This window comes from Streptomyces sp. NPDC032126, assembly GCF_055580085.1.
Genome location: NZ_JBVIMA010000008.1, coordinates 157,337 through 173,211, shown reverse-complemented (window position 1 = coordinate 173,211; position 15,875 = coordinate 157,337). Strand labels below are relative to the sequence as shown.

The 15,875-nt window shown below is 67.6% G+C and carries 11 protein-coding genes; 8 read left to right on the top strand and 3 right to left on the bottom strand.

Going from position 1 to position 15,875, the window contains the following annotated elements:
* Positions 1-11 precede the first annotated feature (11 nt).
* The 3 genes from ACZ5NW_RS28225 (at position 12) to qcrB (ending at position 3,562) form a co-directional block, all read left to right on the top strand.
* Positions 12-1,259 (top strand): DUF418 domain-containing protein, encoded by a 1,248-nt coding sequence (locus tag ACZ5NW_RS28225; RefSeq protein ID WP_468746744.1) that lies wholly within the window; start codon positions 12-14, stop codon positions 1,257-1,259.
* 50 nt (positions 1,260-1,309) lie between these two features.
* Positions 1,310-1,540, top strand: coding sequence for a leucine-rich repeat domain-containing protein (locus ACZ5NW_RS28220; protein WP_468746743.1), 231 nt, complete (start codon positions 1,310-1,312; stop codon positions 1,538-1,540).
* Positions 1,541-2,005: 465 nt separating this feature from the next.
* Positions 2,006-3,562 carry a cytochrome bc1 complex cytochrome b subunit gene (qcrB, locus tag ACZ5NW_RS28215; RefSeq protein ID WP_468746742.1) on the top strand — a complete coding sequence of 519 codons (1,557 nt, stop codon included), beginning with the start codon at positions 2,006-2,008 and terminating at the stop codon, positions 3,560-3,562.
* On the opposite strand, the gene ctaF is transcribed toward qcrB, so the two are convergent.
* Together ctaF and ctaD are read right to left on the bottom strand one after the other, a co-directional pair.
* Positions 3,480-3,881: an aa3-type cytochrome oxidase subunit IV gene (ctaF, locus tag ACZ5NW_RS28210; protein WP_468746741.1), complete on the bottom strand. Its 402-nt coding sequence runs from the start codon at positions 3,879-3,881 to the stop codon at positions 3,480-3,482. The two genes, qcrB and ctaF, sit on opposite strands and share 83 nt — an antisense overlap.
* Positions 3,878-5,542, bottom strand: a complete 1,665-nt coding sequence (gene ctaD / locus ACZ5NW_RS28205; protein ID WP_468746740.1) for an aa3-type cytochrome oxidase subunit I — start codon at positions 5,540-5,542, stop codon at positions 3,878-3,880. Before ctaD ends, ctaF begins: the two co-directional genes overlap by 4 nt.
* Positions 5,543-5,806: 264 nt before the next feature.
* Here ctaD and ACZ5NW_RS28200 point away from each other — a divergent pair, with 264 nt between their 5' ends.
* The 3 genes from ACZ5NW_RS28200 to ACZ5NW_RS28190 all read left to right on the top strand — a co-directional run bounded on the left by ACZ5NW_RS28200 (position 5,807) and on the right by ACZ5NW_RS28190 (position 9,375).
* Positions 5,807-6,193 carry a DUF6479 family protein gene (locus tag ACZ5NW_RS28200; RefSeq protein WP_468746739.1) on the top strand — a complete coding sequence of 129 codons (387 nt, stop codon included), beginning with the start codon at positions 5,807-5,809 and terminating at the stop codon, positions 6,191-6,193.
* Between the two features lie 333 nt (positions 6,194-6,526).
* Entirely contained in the window at positions 6,527-7,186 is a 660-nt protein-coding gene (locus ACZ5NW_RS28195) for a GAF and ANTAR domain-containing protein (protein ID WP_468746738.1), read from the top strand.
* Positions 7,187-7,314: 128 nt separating this feature from the next.
* A complete protein-coding gene (locus tag ACZ5NW_RS28190) occupies positions 7,315-9,375 on the top strand; it encodes a hypothetical protein (RefSeq protein WP_468746737.1) in 2,061 nt (686 codons plus the stop codon).
* Positions 9,376-9,420: 45 nt separating this feature from the next.
* On the opposite strand, the gene ACZ5NW_RS28185 is transcribed toward ACZ5NW_RS28190, so the two are convergent.
* Positions 9,421-9,924: a GNAT family N-acetyltransferase gene (locus ACZ5NW_RS28185; protein ID WP_468746736.1), complete on the bottom strand. Its 504-nt coding sequence runs from the start codon at positions 9,922-9,924 to the stop codon at positions 9,421-9,423.
* A 285-nt stretch (positions 9,925-10,209) separates the two neighbouring features.
* Here ACZ5NW_RS28185 and ACZ5NW_RS28180 point away from each other — a divergent pair, with 285 nt between their 5' ends.
* Both ACZ5NW_RS28180 and ACZ5NW_RS28175 read left to right on the top strand, forming a co-directional pair.
* Positions 10,210-10,827, top strand: a complete 618-nt coding sequence (locus ACZ5NW_RS28180) for a DUF5317 family protein (protein ID WP_468746735.1) — start codon at positions 10,210-10,212, stop codon at positions 10,825-10,827.
* A 702-nt stretch (positions 10,828-11,529) separates the two neighbouring features.
* Positions 11,530-15,792, top strand: a complete 4,263-nt coding sequence (locus ACZ5NW_RS28175) for a LamG-like jellyroll fold domain-containing protein (protein WP_468746734.1) — start codon at positions 11,530-11,532, stop codon at positions 15,790-15,792.
* The last annotated feature ends 83 nt before the right edge of the window (positions 15,793-15,875 follow it).

The following is a 15,875-nucleotide window of genomic DNA, read 5'->3' as shown; positions in this document are numbered from 1 at the left end:
AGGTTCTCCGTATGAGAAAGTCGCAGCCGCTGCGGGAGACGTCAGCTCCGCAGGAGAAATTGCCTCCGCAGCCACACACAGCCCCCGACTCCGCCGTGCCGACCTCGTCCGGCCCGTCGGTAGGACGTCTCGTCGGGGTGGACCTGGCCCGCGCGCTGGCCGTGTTCGGCATGTACGTCGTGCACATCGGTCCGCCGTTGTCGGCCACGGACGGCGTCGCGAGCTGGATCCGGTACATGGCGGACGGTCACTCATCGGTCCTGTTCGCCACCCTGGCCGGCTTCTCACTGATGCTGATCGCCGGCCGCCGCCGACCCAGGACCGGCCTGGCCGGCCGGCAGGCGAAGGCCCGCATCGCGATCCGCGCCGTGATCCTGCTGGCGCTGGGCACCGCGATGGCGATGGAGTACGGGGGCGTGATCATCCTCGGCTTCTACGGTGTCTACTTCCTCCTGGCCCTGCCCCTGGTCCGTCTGTCGGGCAGGACACTCGCGATCGTCGCGGCAGCCCTCGCCCTCGTCACACCGCAGCTGGCGTACGCCCTGAACTCGCTGCTGAGCGAGTCGGTCCAGCAGAGCATCAACGCCTACGACCCGCTCCACCGCCTCAGCGACGTCGGAGTGCTCGATCTGCTGCTCACCGGCTTCTACCCGACGATCACCTGGATGTCGTTCGTGATCGCCGGCATGGCGCTGGCCCGCTTCGACCTGTCCTCCGGAACTGTCCAGTGCCGCCTGGCCGCGCTCGGTGCCGCCCTCACCGTGACCGCCTACGGCACATCCCTGCTGCTGGCCGGCCACGACGCGTTGAACAGCCTCGCGGAAGGCGGGTCGTCGTCGGGCGACTCAGGGTCGATGCCCCCCGACGGCGGATCGTTCCCCGACATGCCGGCATCCCTGCTCTTGACGGCCGGACCGCACAGCGGCACCACCTTCGACATCATCGGCAGCGTCGGAGTCGCGATCCTCGTGATCGTGGGCGCGACCGTGGCGATGGACCGCCTGCCGCGACTGCGTCGCCTGGCCACGCCGGTCATCGCCGTGGGCACCATGTCCCTGACCGCCTACGTCGGCCACTTCGTCGCACAATCCGTACTGCCTCCTGCCCCCGGCGCCGGCACCCAGGGGTCCTGGGGACCCCTGCTCACGTACGTCGTGGGGGCGATCGTGTTCGCGGCGATCTGGTCCCGCTTCTTCCGGCGAGGCCCCCTGGAGCACCTGCTCAACTTGGCTACCAAGCCGGCGAAGTACATCCGATGAGACCCGGCCGAGGTGGGACGGGCTTCGGCCTTCCAAGGAGGGATCAAGCCGTGCGGCATGTACTGAACCACTGGCGTCAACAGCTGGGAAAAGTGCCCGTGTCGGTCTGGGAGCGTACCGAGCCCGAGGTACTGATCCTCGCGGACAACGGGCTGACACGCCTCCCAGCAGAGATCGGACGGCTGCACCGGCTGACGACCCTGGACCTCGGCCACAACCACCTCACGTCCGTGCCCGACGAACTCGGCGACTTGACCTCAACGTCGGGGACAACGCCCTGACCGCCCTGCCGGAGGCCATCGGCAGGATGACCGGCCTGGTCGAGCTCCGAGCGCAGCACAACCGGCTGGTCACGTTGCCGGACAGCATCGGCCGACTCCGCAACCTGCGCGAGCTGTGGCTCCGGGGCAATGCGGTCCGACAACGCTTGCGAGCCCTCCTCGTCGTTGCTCACCGAACTGGAGCGGCGAGGGTGCGTCGTCCTCCTGTAGCCCGAAAGGCGATGCTCCGTGACAGGAGCACCGCCGCAGAACCGACTCACACCCGCCGCAGGGCCCCCGATGTCCGCCGAACGGGTGCCTGGTCCCAGCCGTGCGAGTGTTTCGCGGCAAGCGGGTACTCGCCCGGCGGTCCGTGGGCAAGGGATGGCAGACGCGAGCCGGCGTCAGGGCCCAGTGGCGGGCAGAAGGAGGGGATTCCGTGGACCGCGACCGGTGTGAGGCACCGACCGAAGACCTGGACGCCGTATGAGCGCGGAGGGCCGGGATGCCTCCCCACCGCCGTCGGGCGAGGATCGTGGTCGCGGGCAGCGGTTCGCCGACGCGGTCGACGCACGCCTGCCGGTCGTGGACGGCGGCGGCCCGCTGCTGCGTAAGGCGTTCCCCCACCACTGGTCGTTCTTCCTCGGTGAACTCGCGCTCTACAGCCTCGTCGTCCTGGTGCTGACCGGTGTGTGGCTGACACTGTTCTTCAAGCCGGAGATGCGCGAAGTGGTCTACGACGGTCGGTACGTGCCGTTGCGGGGTGTGCGCATGTCGGCGGCCTTCGACTCCACCGTACGCATCAGCTTCGACGTACGCGGCGGTCTCCTGATGCGGCAGATGCACCACTGGGCGGCTCTGGTGTTCGTGGCGGCGATCGGTGCGCACCTGCTGCGGATCTTCTTCACGGGAGCCTTCCGCAGGCCGCGCGAGATGAACTGGGTCATCGGAGTCACCCTGTTCGTGCTCTCCCTTGCCGAGGGTTTCGCCGGCTATTCGCTCCCGGACGACCTGCTCTCCGGGACGGGGCTGCGGATCGCGCAGGGGATCATGCTGTCGATCCCGGTCGTGGGGACGTACGTGAGCATGTTCGCGTTCGGGGCCCAGTTCCCGGGCGAGGACATCGTCCCCCGGCTCTACAGCCTGCACATCCTCCTGCTCCCCGGCGCCCTGATCGCCTTGGTCACGGTGCACCTGATCCTGGTCTTCCATCTGAAGCACACCCAGTGGCGGGGCCCGGGCCGTACCAACCGCAACGTCGTCGGCAAGCCGCTCTTCCCCCAGTTCGCGGCCTCCTCGGCGGGGCTGAGTCTCATCGTCTTCGGCGTGATGGGCCTGCTGGGCGGCCTCGCGCAGATCAACCCCGTGTGGACCTACGGCCCTTACCGTCCCGACCAGGCGTCCACGGGCTCCCAGCCCGACTGGTACGTCGGCTTCCTGGAGGGCGCCCTGCGGCTCGTACCTCCCTGGGAGACGAACGTCGCCGGTCACACGATCATGTGGAACGTCCTCCTCCCGGCCGTCGTCCTGCCCGCCCTGCTGTTCCTGATCCTGTACGCCTACCCGTTCGTGGAACAACGGCTGACCGGCGAGCGGGATCAGGAGCACCACCTGTGCGACCGGCCGCGCGAACGCCCCGTCCGCACCGGCCTCGGCGTAGCCGGGATCACCTTCTACGGCGTCCTGCTGCTGGCCGGCGGCAACGACGTGCTGGCACAGAGCTTCAGGATCTCGCTGAACACCCTCACGTGGATCCTGCGCATCGCGCTCGTACTGGCACCGGTGCTGGCCTTCATGCTCACCCGTCGGCTGTGCCACGCCCTGCTGGAGTCGGAGCAGGAACGGCTGGTACGCGGGGTGGGAACCGGAGAGGTGCGTCAGACGGTCGAAGGCGGTTACGAGAGCGGCCACCGGCCGGTCGAGGAGCCCGAGTTCCGGCCCGGCGCCCCGAGGACGCCCGTCAGCCTTCCCGGTCGGCACCCCGGCGGGCGTACTGGAACGCGAAGCCCGCGACTCCGCGTGCCACCACGCCGACGCCGATGAGGAACAGCCACAACCCGTAGACCACGCCCGTCGCGGCGACCGCGAACCCGACCGCGGTGACCACGGGCCATGGGCTCTCGTCCGGGAAGAACTCGACCGGCCCCGCGCCGTCGGCCACTTCGGCGTCGGGACGGTCCTGGGGGCGCCGCCCCTTGCGCCGGTACTGCACCGCGCAGAAGAACGACACGAGCGCGGCCATGGCGAAGGCGACGACCAGCGCCGCCGTACCGGCCGGGTCGCCCGACCAGAGTCCGTAGAGCACGGCCGTGCCGGCGAAGAACGCGGCGACACCGGCGAAGAGCAGGGCCTCGACCTTCACCGCGGTTCCTCCGTCCGTAGGATCTCCGGATGCCGCAGGTCGAAGGCGGGGGACTCGGACCGCACCCGCGGCAGCGCGGTGAAGTTGTGGCGGGGCGGCGGACAACTCGTCGCCCATTCCAGGGAGCGTCCGAACCCCCACGGGTCCTCCTCGGTGACCCGCTTCCCGTACCTGGCGGTGTGCCAGACGTTGTACAGGAACGGCAGAGTCGACACCCCGAGCAGCAAAGCTCCCGCCGAGGAGAGGGTGTTGAGGAGCGTGAAGCCGTCGGCCGGCAGATAGTCGGCGTACCGGCGGGGCATGCCTTCCTCCCCGAGCCAGTGCTGGACCAGGAACGTCAGCTGGAACGCCGGGAACAGCAGCCAGAAGTGCAGCTTGCCCAGCCGTTCGTCGAGCAGCTTCCCGGTGAACTTGGGCCACCAGAAGTAGAACCCGCCGAACATCGCGAACACCACCGTCCCGAACAGGACGTAATGCAGATGCGCCACGATGAAGTACGAGTCCGTGACGTGGAAATCGAGCGGCGGGGACGCGATGAGCACCCCGCTCAGGCCGCCCAGCAGGAACGACATGAGAAAGCCCAGCGCCCAGAGCATCGGTGTCTCGAAGGACAGCGAACCACGGTGCATGGTGCCGATCCAGGCGAAGAACTTGATTCCGGTCGGTACCGCGATCAGGAACGACATGAGCGAGAAGAACGGCAGCAGCACCGCGCCGGTGGCGAACATGTGATGGGCCCAGACGACCGCGGACAGCATGGTGATCGCGATGGTCGCGCCGATCAGCGACACATACCCGAAGATCGGCTTCCGGGAGAAGACGGGGATGATCTCCGAGATGATCCCGAAGAACGGCAGCGCGACGATATAGACCTCCGGATGCCCGAAGAACCAGAACAGGTGCTGCCAGAGGATCGCCCCTCCGTTCGTCGCGTCGAAGATGTGCGCGCCGAACTTCCGGTCCGCCTCCAGGGCCAGCAGCGCGGCGGTGAGCACGGGGAAGGCCGGCAGCACCAGGATGGACGTGAACAGCACGTTCCAGGTGAAGATCGGCATCCGGAACATCGTCATGCCGGGGGCGCGAAGACACAGGATCGTGGTGATGAAGTTGACGGCGCCGAGCGTGGTGGACACCCCGGTGACCACCAGACCCATCACCCAGAGATCACCGCCCGCGCCGGGGGAGTGGTAGGCGCTGTTCAGCGGCGCGTACGCGAACCAGCCGAACGCGGCGGCGCCTCCCGGCACCACCACGCCGGACACGACCATCAGACCGCCGAAGAGATACATCCAGTACGACAGCGCGTTGAGCCGGGGGAAGGCCACATCCGGGGCGCCGATCTGAAGCGGCATCACCGCGTTGGCGAAGCCGGCGAACATCGGCGTCGCGAAGAGCAGCATCATCACCGTGCCGTGCATGGTGAAGAGCTGGTTGTAGGTCTGCTCGCTCATGAACTGCAGGCCCGGACGGGCTAGTTCGGAACGCATGCCCAGGGCCAGCAGGCCCGCGAAGAGGAAGAAGCAGAACGCCGTGACCATGTACAGGCGGCCGATCACCTTGTGATCGGTCGTGGTCGCCCAGCGCAGCAGGGCCCGGCCCAGAGAGGACGTGGTGGAGGGGACCCTGACGGGGTCGTCGCGGCCTTCCGTGGCTTGGGTCATCGTCCTCCTTCACGGCTGCCCCGGCCGGGCGGGCCACCGGAAGGGCACGAACCGTCCCCGCGAGTGCCCCGGACGGCCTCGGGGGAAACGGATGGCCCGACAGGAAATGCGGGCGGAACCGACGCACCTCCGTCACCTTTCGGTCACCCGCGGTGACGCTACCGGTGAGGGCCCCGGAAAGCGGTGAAGCCACGCCCGGCCACCCCCGAGCCGCCCCCGAGGGCGAACCGGACCAGAACGCGCTCCCCTGGGTACTCGGCCGCCATGGACGCCATCCACTACGCACATGAGGCGATCGAGTCGAGCTCCGTGTTCGGCGCGATCGTCGTACTCGTCGTCGGTCTGGCCATCGCCGGTGCCCTGGTGTGGGCCGTTCGGTTCGGTGGCAGGGTGCGACGACGCGAACAGGACCCGGGACGTCAGGTCCGCCGCTCCCGCGCGAGCAGTCCCCCGGAAGAAGCCGGCCCGCTCCACGAGACCCGGCAGATGCGCGAACCGGACGAGGTCCCCCGGGCAGAGAACGAAAGCGAGCGGCTCACTCCTCACGACCTCAAGGGCCAGGGGAGCAGGCGAGCCAGGGACCAGAGGCGCCCGCGCTGGGATTCCGGCACCAGCGGTTCGTTCGGAAGCGGCGGCCCGGGCGGCATATGACTGCCGCTCCGGCATCGCCGACCCGGTGGCCGTGCCGGGCGGTCGCCCTCCACGCCCGCGCGGACCGGGCTGTCGCCGCCGTCCCGCTCCCGGTGAGAGCGGTCGGCCACCGGCTCTGGCCGGGAAGGGACGCGGTCGGTGCGGTGCGCAGGACGCCGGCGTCTGCGGCGGCGTTGTGGCCCAGGGCCTCACATCTGGCCGTTGGCGGCGATCCGCCCGCGGGCTCCCGTGGGGCGGTTTCGTGCAGGGCTGGGTAGGAGGCTGGGGGAGGGGTGGTCCGGGGCAGGACGAGCGAAGGAGAAGACGGTGGGGTGGGCCCGGTTTGCGGAGCAGATGGCCTCGATGGCACGCGATCTGCTGGCACAGGACTCGGTGGGCGCGACGCTGGAGCGGATCACGGCCTCGGCGACCGAGCTGGTGGACGGCTGCGATGCGGCCGGCATCCTCGTACTGCACGACAAGCGTGTGAAGACTCTTGCCCCCACCCATCAGCTGGCCATCGACAGCGACCGGCTCCAGGAACGCCTGGGAGAAGGTCCCTGCTTCGACGTCACCCACGATTCGAACGGCGAACGGGTCTTCCGCATCGCCGACCTCACCGCCGAACATCAGCGCTGGCCCGCCTATGCCCCCCAGGCCCGCAAGCTCGGGGTGGGCAGCATGATGGGTTTCCTGCTGTACACCGAGGACGAAGATCTCGGCGCGCTGAACCTCTACTCCCACGAGCCCGGCATGTTCACCGCGGCCAGCGAGACGGCCGGTCTGTTGCTGGCCTCCCACGCGGCGGTGGCTTTCTCCGCCGCCCGCACCCAAGCCCAGATGGAACAGGCCCTCGCCACCCGCCACACCATCGGCGAGGCCATGGGCATCCTCATGGGCACCGGCCACCTCACCGAAGAGGAAGCCTTCGACGTCCTGCGCCGTTACTCGCAGGAGAAGAACATCAAACTCCGCGAGGTCGCCCGCCGCGTCTGTGAAGGGGGGACCCTCTGAGCAGTGACGAGTGAGACCAAGGGGGTCATCCCGTACGACTCCGCCGACCGCGTGAATCGGTGGTCACCAGATACAGCGTTCATGGCCACCTGGCCCGCAAAATTGTCGGCGTCCGCTCATGATAAACCGTGGGCAAGTTCCAGGAAATCTTCCGACGCTCGATCCGACTCCTCAGGGGGCAGACCAGCTCCATCCCCTCGGACGCTACGAACGGTCCTCTCGCCGGCGAGGCGCGCAGATTCGATGTTCTTGCCCTCGATTACGAGATGGCAAGGGAAGACGAGCGGACCTTCGCCAACATCCAGACCGCGGTGGCCAGCATCACGGTGGTTCTTATCGGCGCGGTCGCCGCCGTGGTCAGTGACGCATGCGCCCTCAGGGATCCCGGGCAAGACAAAAAGAATTGCAAACAGATCCCAGCCCTTTTTCTGGCCGGCGCGCCCGCTATCCCTCTGGCAACGCTTGCCTTCATGCAACTTCTCGGCATGGTAGCCGCTCTGCGGAGCTATTACATCCGTGCAGTGGAGAACGAGCTGAGAAAATACGCCTCGGCCCCACTGGCCGACCTCTCCGCCGTGGGCTCCATCAGCCCGGCTTCCTACCACGGTCTGATCACAGAGGTGACAACCCTCCGCAGGGGGCGAGCTGGTTATCGCATTCTTGCCGTGATGATCATGTTGGTGGCCCTGGCTGTCTTCGGTGGACTGACGGTGTACCTCGCAATCAAACTGGACGGGGCATACCGCGTCGCCATGCTGATTGGCTATGGACTCGCCTTCACCGTGCTGATCGCTGATGTGGCCGGCGCGACTTTCGGGGCGAGAACAACCTTCATTCAGGTGGCTCACAATTATCATCAACGGAAACATCGCCCGCTTCTTGACGCGGATGTCCCGACCGGCCGAAGCCTGATGTCCTATGTGTTGCTGCCCCGTCCAGAGGACTGGATCAAATGGTTCTTCGTGCCCGGGGGCTACCTTGCTGCCGTCTGGACAATGCAAGGAACCCCGGACTGGGGGACTCTTGCGCTGGCAGTCGTCATCACGGAGTATCTGGTCTACTCCGCCCGCTATCAGTGGAACGATATCCGCGGGTGGGCGGACGACGCATCCCACCCCCATTCGGCTGCCCGGCTCAGATTGCCGTCCATAGAGGGCGATGGCCCTCAGTCCAACAGGAGAAGGCGTCTCATCGTCGCAGCCAGTACGGTCACTGCGCTACTGCGTCTGGCGACCGCCTGCTTGCTCGGCATCGGCGTGGGAAAGGCGTCAGCGACACTGAAACTGATTGCCCTGGTTTTCGGTGTTGGCGTGCTGTACGAGTCGCTACGCGCCGTAGAATCCTCTGAAAAGGCCACAGCGGTGATGCAAAAATCGGCTGCGAGATTGATCTGGATTACCGTCGGCTCGGGTTACGCAATCCGATGCCTCGCGGGCATCTATGCTGCAGGAATGCATCTGTCCAGCTCGCTCGCCGTCGCTGGATCACTGTTCACATATCTCTTCGGTATTACGTTTGTCCTCCTCACCTGGGTATTGGAGGCGACCAGTTACTGTCGAGAAGAGGCTACAGCTACGTACATCGATGGGCGTTTGCAGCAGCCTGCCCTCTGGTATGCAGCCAAACGACTTCTCCATAAGCCTCATCTGATGCTCTTGCTCGAGTTCGTTCCCGGGTTGGTAGTACTGGAGGACCCCGGCCCGCAGGACCGACAACGCGGGCGTCATTGCGGAGGATTGCCGATCCTGAAGCAATGCACCCCTCATTTCGCTCCGTGGAACGTCGCCTACTGGGCCGCCTGCACTGCGGGCGCGTGGCTCGCCGTGAACCTCATGCACCATTCGAGCAGCGGCATGGGAGTTACCAAATTGGCGCTGATCAGTTTGGTGGGATCCGTGGCAGTTTCCCGCGCCTGCCGTCCGCTGCTCCGGACAGTGATCGGGCTAGGCGTCGCCGTCCTTCTATGGATGGTCACAGTATGGGATATCGGCATGTATTTCGATCGGCCTGGCATTGTCATGTCGGTAGTCCCTTGGGTGCTTGCGACGGCAACATACCTGGCATTCCGAGGTCAGTCGTACGATCGCCTGAAAGAATTCCCCAAGGAAATGCGAAAAAATGCGTCGCGACTCGGCCACTCCGTCGCGAAGGCAGTGGTGGGATCCGACACCTGGGAGAAGATCCGCTGAACACTCGAGCGTGTGAGCATGAAGCCCCGCGAGCGCGCTCTCGCATCACGGCAACGAGCGTGTGAGCCAGGCCACTTCACCGTTCTCTTCAGTGGAAACGCGATCCCGCTCGAACCCGAGCTTTTCAAGGACACGGAGCGATGGTGTGTTCCACGTGCCGACGGTCGACCAGAGTCGTTTCCGCCCGGTCGCAATAGCGGCATCGAGCACCGCGCCGGCTGCCTCGGTGGCGTAGCCACGCCCATGCACGCGCTGGAACAGCTCATACGCGATTTCGGGCTCTTCCAGAGTGGAGCGGCCGATGATCAGCCCGCAGTAGCCGATGAAGTCGCCCTCGTCACGGCGCTGGATGGGCAAGAGGGCGATCCCCGTGGTCTCCGTTGCGGCGAGCAGCTCCGCTATGGACGACCGGATGCGCTCAACTTTGGGCGTGCCCTTGCCGCGTTCCGAGAGGAGGGCGCAGAAGTCAGCGGCGTCCGACTCGGCCCACGGCCGCAGTATCAGCCGCTCGGTCTCGAGGTGGAACGGCATCGTCTCGTACGTAGTCATGGCCCCACTCTGCCCCACGGGCCATCACGAACTACGGCTGGAGTACGCAGCATGAGTGGGGCCGGCTTGGACCGGTTGTCCCACGCCCAGGCCAGTTTTGTTCCGCCAGCCGGATAGTCGGCTCCGGGTGCTTGCGGCCCCGCCCTCGCCCTGCGACGATCCGTCAACGGTCTCGCTGAGACCTCGCCAAGGGCCGGGGACGCAGGCCGCTTGGGTCCTGCGGCGCCAGATCGCAGTGAGGTGGGGGATGAGCGTGCGGGGGCGCGTCACCTGCGGGGTGGGGCCATGGGCCTCACCGCGCTGATCCTGTTCGGGGGACCGGTTGCCGTAGGAACGCTTGCGGGGTATCTCAGTGGTGGCCGGCTGAGCAGGCTGTTGGGCGTGCGGCTGCGATGGTTGTGGCTGCTGTGGCTCGCGGCGGCCGTGCAGGTCGCGCAGCTGGCTACCGCCGGCCTTCCCGGCGCTGCCGGACGCCATCTCAGGACACCGCTGCTTGGCTTGACCTTCGCCGTTGCCCTCCTCTGGCTGATCGTCAACGCACGAGGCAGGGCCTGGCCGTTGAAGACGGGGGTGGGACTGGCACTCACGGGAGCCGTCCTCAACGCTCTTCCGATCGCCGTCAACGGCCGGATGCCCTACAGCCCCTCCGCGGCGGCCGCCGCGGGGCTGCGCGCCGGGTCCCAGACCGCCAAAAACGTGCCGGCTGGGCACAGCACCCGGCTGCTCGCCCTGGGCGACATCATCCCGTTTCCGCCTCTGCACGCCGTCGTCAGCATCGGCGACGTGCTCTTGGCGACCGCAGCGGCCCTGCTCGTCGCAACCGCCATGCACCACCCAGCCAACGCCGCTCGAGAAGGGAACCAACCATGTCCCACACCCTCACCTGGCAGCGCTTTGCGCTGATCGCGTTCACGCTGGCCTCGGTCGCCGTCCTCCTTTGGACCCTCGGCGCCCCCGAGATGACCGGCGGCTGATTGATCTGCCGACGGATGCACACTTCGACACCACCGATCTCAAGGAGCCTTCAATGCTTCGGGTCATCCCCTGGCAGCGTCTGGCGCTGATCGCGTTCACGCTGGCCTCGGTCGCCGTCCTCCTCTGGACCCTCGGCGCCCCCGATTTCGGCGGCGGCTGACCAGTCGGCTCGCTGCACGCCCCGACCCTGCCCTCCGCCGAACCTCGCCCCTCCGACACTGCCGCCTTCGAGCGTGGCCCAACAGATCGAGCCCCACCCCGCAATGAGAGCGGGGTGGGGCTCGTGGCTGCAGTGGGGTTGCCGTCTGGACGGGTCAGAGGGGTGTTCATCTTGAATTCTCTTGCATTTTGGCCTTTGATTTCCCTGGGGGATGGCCGAAATGGTGAAGCGTGGATTTTGTGATGGGCGTCACATGAGTTATCCATGGTGTTTGTCGGTCAAATCCCGGGATTTGCCTATCCATTGACCTGGACCCCGCGTTGCCCTCCCTTTAACTTCGACTGGCGATTACTTGATCGTTTTGGCGATGTGAAAGTCCGGGGGAGGACTGGGGGATGACGGTTCCCAGACGGGGCCGCGCCGCTGCCCGCGCAGTGAGCGTCGTAGCAGGTCTTACATTGCTGGGCGGCGTGCTGCCGGCCCTCACGGGGACGGCACTCGCCGTTACCCGGGCGCAGCCAGGGGTGACCCAGGAGGCCGCGCAGACGAAGAACACGGAAAGTGCCGCTTTCGGCCAGGCCGCGCGTTCGGGGAAGAAGGTGGAGATCGCCTCGCTGCGTGGTGAGACGAGCGAGACGTACGCCCTTCCGAACGGCAATTTCGAGGCCGTGGAACATCTGCGTCCGGTGCGGGCGCGAGTGGGTGGGGAGTGGAAGGCGGTCGACACCGCACTGGAGAAGCGGGCGGACGGCAGCATCGCGCCCAAGGCGACGACGGTCGGTATCGTGTTTTCCGGCGGTGGGAAGAAGCAGCCGCTGATCACGCTGGAGCGGGCGGGCCGGAAGCTGTCCCTGTCCTGGCCGACAGCGTTGCCGGAGCCGCTGATCAAGGGCGACACGGCGACGTATCCGTCGGTGCTCAAGGACGTGGACCTTCAGGTGAAGGCGAGCGTCGACGGCGCCTCGGAGGTGCTGGTCGTCAAGACGCCCGAAGCGGCGGCGAATCCGAAGCTGGCCGAGCTGCGGCTGGCGATGGACGCGGGAGACATGGACGTCCGCACCACGCCGGCCGGCGGCCTCGCGGCGGTCGACAAGGCTGCCGGCGGCTCGGTCTTCGAGGCCCCGCGGCCGATGATGTGGGACTCCAGCAAGGGCGCCTCGACCAAGGGCGCCTCGATCAGCGGCACCCCGGCCAGCGGCGCCCCGACCGGCCCCGCACCCAAGGCAACCGAAAAGGCGGCCAAGCCCGCCGCCGACCCCTCGCACGGTCCCGGCGAGTCCGCGAAGGTCGCCCCCATCGCTGTGAGCGTCCCTTCGGGTGACGACGCGCTGGTGCTGAAGCCGGACCAGAAGCTGCTGAAGAGCGCCACGTTCCCGGTCTATATCGACCCGCAGTGGTACTCGCCGAAGGCGAGCAGCTGGACCTTCGTCTCCCGCTACTGGGCCTCGTCCCCGCAGTGGAAGTTCAATGGCAACTCGGACTCGGGCATGGGCTATTGCGCGGGTGACGCGCGCTGCGCGCCCGAGGACGTCAAGCGCGTCCTCTACACGATCCCGACCTCGCGCTTCGCGGGCAAGACGATCCTGTCGGCGGAGTTCGTGGTCAACGAGACGCACTCCTACAGCTGCACCAAGACCGATGTGCAGCTGTGGCGCACCAAGGGGATCAGCTCCTCGACCACGTGGAACACGCAGACAGCCAGCGGCTTCTGGGCCGATCTGCTGAAGACGCAGAGCGAGGCGAAGGGCTGGAGCAGCGACTGCCCGGGTGGCAGCGTCGAGTTCTGGGCGCTGCGCGCCGTGCAGCAGGCGGCGGCCAACGGCTGGTCGACCACGACGTTCGGACTGAAGGCCCGCGACGAGAACGACGTCCTGTCGTGGAAGCGGTTCTCCGACGACGCCTGGCTGCGGGTGCAGTACAACCGCCCCCCGACGCAGATCCGCATGTCGCAGCTGACGCAGGATCCCGGCGGCGCCTGCTCCTCGACCGCCAAGCGGGTGCGCATCCTGCCCACGATCAGGGCGAACGACGTGACGGACCCGGACGGCGACAACATCGCCGTGCAGTTCCAGGCGTCCTGGGACGCCGGTGACGGCAAGGGGTACACGTCACGCTGGACCTCGGCCCGGACGACCTACAAGAAATCCGGTTCCGACTTCTCGATCTCGCTGCCGACCAGCATCCCCAAGAACAAGACCATCGGCTGGCATGTGCGCTCCTACGACAGCGCGCAGTGGTCGCCGTGGAGTTATACGGGCTCGGCGACCGACTGCAACCTGGTCTACGACACGAGCGTGCCCGCGGGCCCCTCGATCGTGTCCACCCAGTACCCGGCCTCGGACCCGGAGGATCCGAACGACCCCTGGCTGGACGGGGTGGGCCGGTACGGCACCTTCACCATCGACTCCTCGTCCACGGATGTGTCCAAGTACTGGTTCGGCATCAACGGCGATCCCACCAGCGCGCACACGCTGACCACCTCCGGCGGCGCCGCGCAGACGACGAAGTTCATGCCGACCAGGTCCGGCATCAACTTCATTACCGCGCAGGCCTTCGACACCGCCGGCAACGGCAGTGAGATCCGCACCTACCAGTTCCGGGTCAACGCCGGCCAGCCCGACCGGCTGAACATGAAGCTCAACGAGGCCGCGGGCTCGACCACGGTCAGCGGCGCGGGCGGGGAATGGCCCGCCCAGCTGAACGGCGCGACCCCGGGCGGCGAAGGCGTGTCCGGCCACGGCCTGCACTTCGACGGCGTCGACGACTACGCCGCCACCGACTCCCCGGTGCTCAACACGGCCAAGAGCTTCTCCGTGTCGACCTGGGCCAAGCTGCCCGCCACCGAGCCGAGCAGCGCGGTGGTGGCCCTGTCGCAGGCCGGCGCCAACACCAGCGGCTTCGAGATCTACTATTCCCCGGCGATGGGCGGCTGGCAGTTCCTGCGGCACAGCGTCGACGCCTCGTCCCCGGCCATCTCGCGCGCTTCCCAGCCCGCCTGCCCGACCGGCGACACCGCCTGCACCGCCGCGCGGCTGAACACATGGACCCATCTGGTCGGCGTCTTCGACAACCCCAAGGGGGAGATGCGGCTGTACGTCAACGGCGCGCTGGTCGGCAGTGCGGCGTTCACGACCCCGTGGGACTCCCGCGGCCGTACCCTCCTCGGCGCCGCCCAGCACTACGGCACCCTGGGCAACTACTTCACCGGTGACCTGGACGAGGCCCAGCTCTTCGACTACCAGCTCACCGCCGCCCAGATCAGCCGCCTCTACGCCAGGCAGCCGGTGAACACCAACCGTCCGGCGAAGGTGGTCTGGCCGCTGGACGAGGAGGCCACGGCGACCGCGGTCTCCGGCCGGTCTCAGGAGGTGACGGCGACCGTCAACGGCGGAGCGGTGCTCGGCTCGGCGGGCGTCGACGGCACGGCGGCGACCTTCGACGGCACCGACGACGGTGTGATCACCGCGCAGCCGGTACTCGACACCTATCAGAGCTTCGCGGTCTCCGTCTGGGCCAGGCTGCCCAAGGACAAGGAGAGCCGGGCGATGATGGCGGTGACCCAGGGAGGCACCAACGTCCCGGGCTTCGAACTGGTTCACTCCTCGGCACTGGGCGGCTGGGTCTTCCTGCGCGCCGGCTCCGACTCGACCAGCGCCACGCTGGTGCGGGCCCGGCAGAACGCCTGTGATCCGAACGTGAACTGCCCGGCCGCCCGGCTCGGCGAGTGGACCCATGTCGTGGGCGTCTACGACTACGACATGGGCCAGATACGGCTCTACGTCGACGGCGTACTGAAGGACACGCAGCCCTTCACCACCCCGTGGCTCGCCTCCGGACCGGTCACCCTCGGCTACAAGGTGACGGGTGGAGCCCAGGCCTTCATGAAGGGCGACCTCGACGACGTCCGGCTCTTCGACCGGGCCCTGTCCGGTGACGAGGTCAAGGAGCTGAACAAGGCGCGTCCGGTCGTGCAGGGCCGCTGGAAGCTGGACTCCGGTACCGGCACGCCCGTGACCTCCGCCGACGACTCCTCCGGCAAGCGGGCGCTGACGCTGGGCGGCAACGCCTCGATCGACACCACCGGCAGCTCCAACTACGTGGGCAACGGCGGTCTGTTGCTGGACGGCGACGGCGACTACGCCGCCACGGCCACCTCGCCCGTCTCCACCGCCACCAGCTTCACCGCCGCCGCGTGGGTGAGCACGGCGGCCCGGCCGGATCATCCGGTCACGGTGTTCTCGCAGGCGGGCTCCGTCAACAGCGGTTTCTCCGTGCGGTATGTGCCCAGCGCGACCGACCCGGCGAACGCCGGCCGGTGGCAGCTGGCGGTGCCCGGCTCCGACGCCAAGGGCGCGACCGTGGCGACGGCCGAGCATCCCAACTTCATGAACAACACGAGCTGGAACCATCTGGCGGTGGTCTACGACGCCTTCGCCGACCAGATGCGGCTGTATGTCGACGGCAACCTGGAGCAGGTGGTCTGCGCCGACGCCGACGAGGACGGCAGTCCCGATGTCGCGGGCTGCACCGACTCGGTGTCCTGGAACTCCAACGTCCTTCCGTTCAACGCCACCGCCGGACTTCAGCTCGGGCGCGGTAGGACCGACGGGGCGTGGGGCGAGTACTGGCCGGGCGTGATCGACGACGTGTGGACCCTGCAGGGCGTGGCCTCCGACGAGCAGATCGCCCGGCTGGCCAACGGCACGGACCTGGCCACGGTCCCCGGCCCGTAGCAGTCCGGCACGAGCAGCGCGGCGGGGGGCGGGGCCCAACGGCCCGCCCCCCCCGCGTGGCCTTCGTCGGCATCGCCGTGCTC

Excerpts from the sequence above, each read along its gene's own strand:
- ACZ5NW_RS28225 (WP_468746744.1), top strand. The coding sequence starts at position 12 with ATGAGAAAGTCGCAGCCGCTGCGGGAGACGTCAGCTCCGCAGGAGAAA.
- qcrB (WP_468746742.1), top strand. The coding sequence starts at position 2,006 with ATGAGCGCGGAGGGCCGGGATGCCTCCCCACCGCCGTCGGGCGAGGAT.
- ctaD (WP_468746740.1), bottom strand. The coding sequence starts at position 5,542 with ATGACCCAAGCCACGGAAGGCCGCGACGACCCCGTCAGGGTCCCCTCC.
- ACZ5NW_RS28200 (WP_468746739.1), top strand. The coding sequence starts at position 5,807 with ATGGACGCCATCCACTACGCACATGAGGCGATCGAGTCGAGCTCCGTG.
- ACZ5NW_RS28195 (WP_468746738.1), top strand. The coding sequence starts at position 6,527 with ATGGCCTCGATGGCACGCGATCTGCTGGCACAGGACTCGGTGGGCGCG.
- ACZ5NW_RS28185 (WP_468746736.1), bottom strand. The coding sequence starts at position 9,924 with ATGACTACGTACGAGACGATGCCGTTCCACCTCGAGACCGAGCGGCTG.
- ACZ5NW_RS28180 (WP_468746735.1), top strand. The coding sequence starts at position 10,210 with ATGGGCCTCACCGCGCTGATCCTGTTCGGGGGACCGGTTGCCGTAGGA.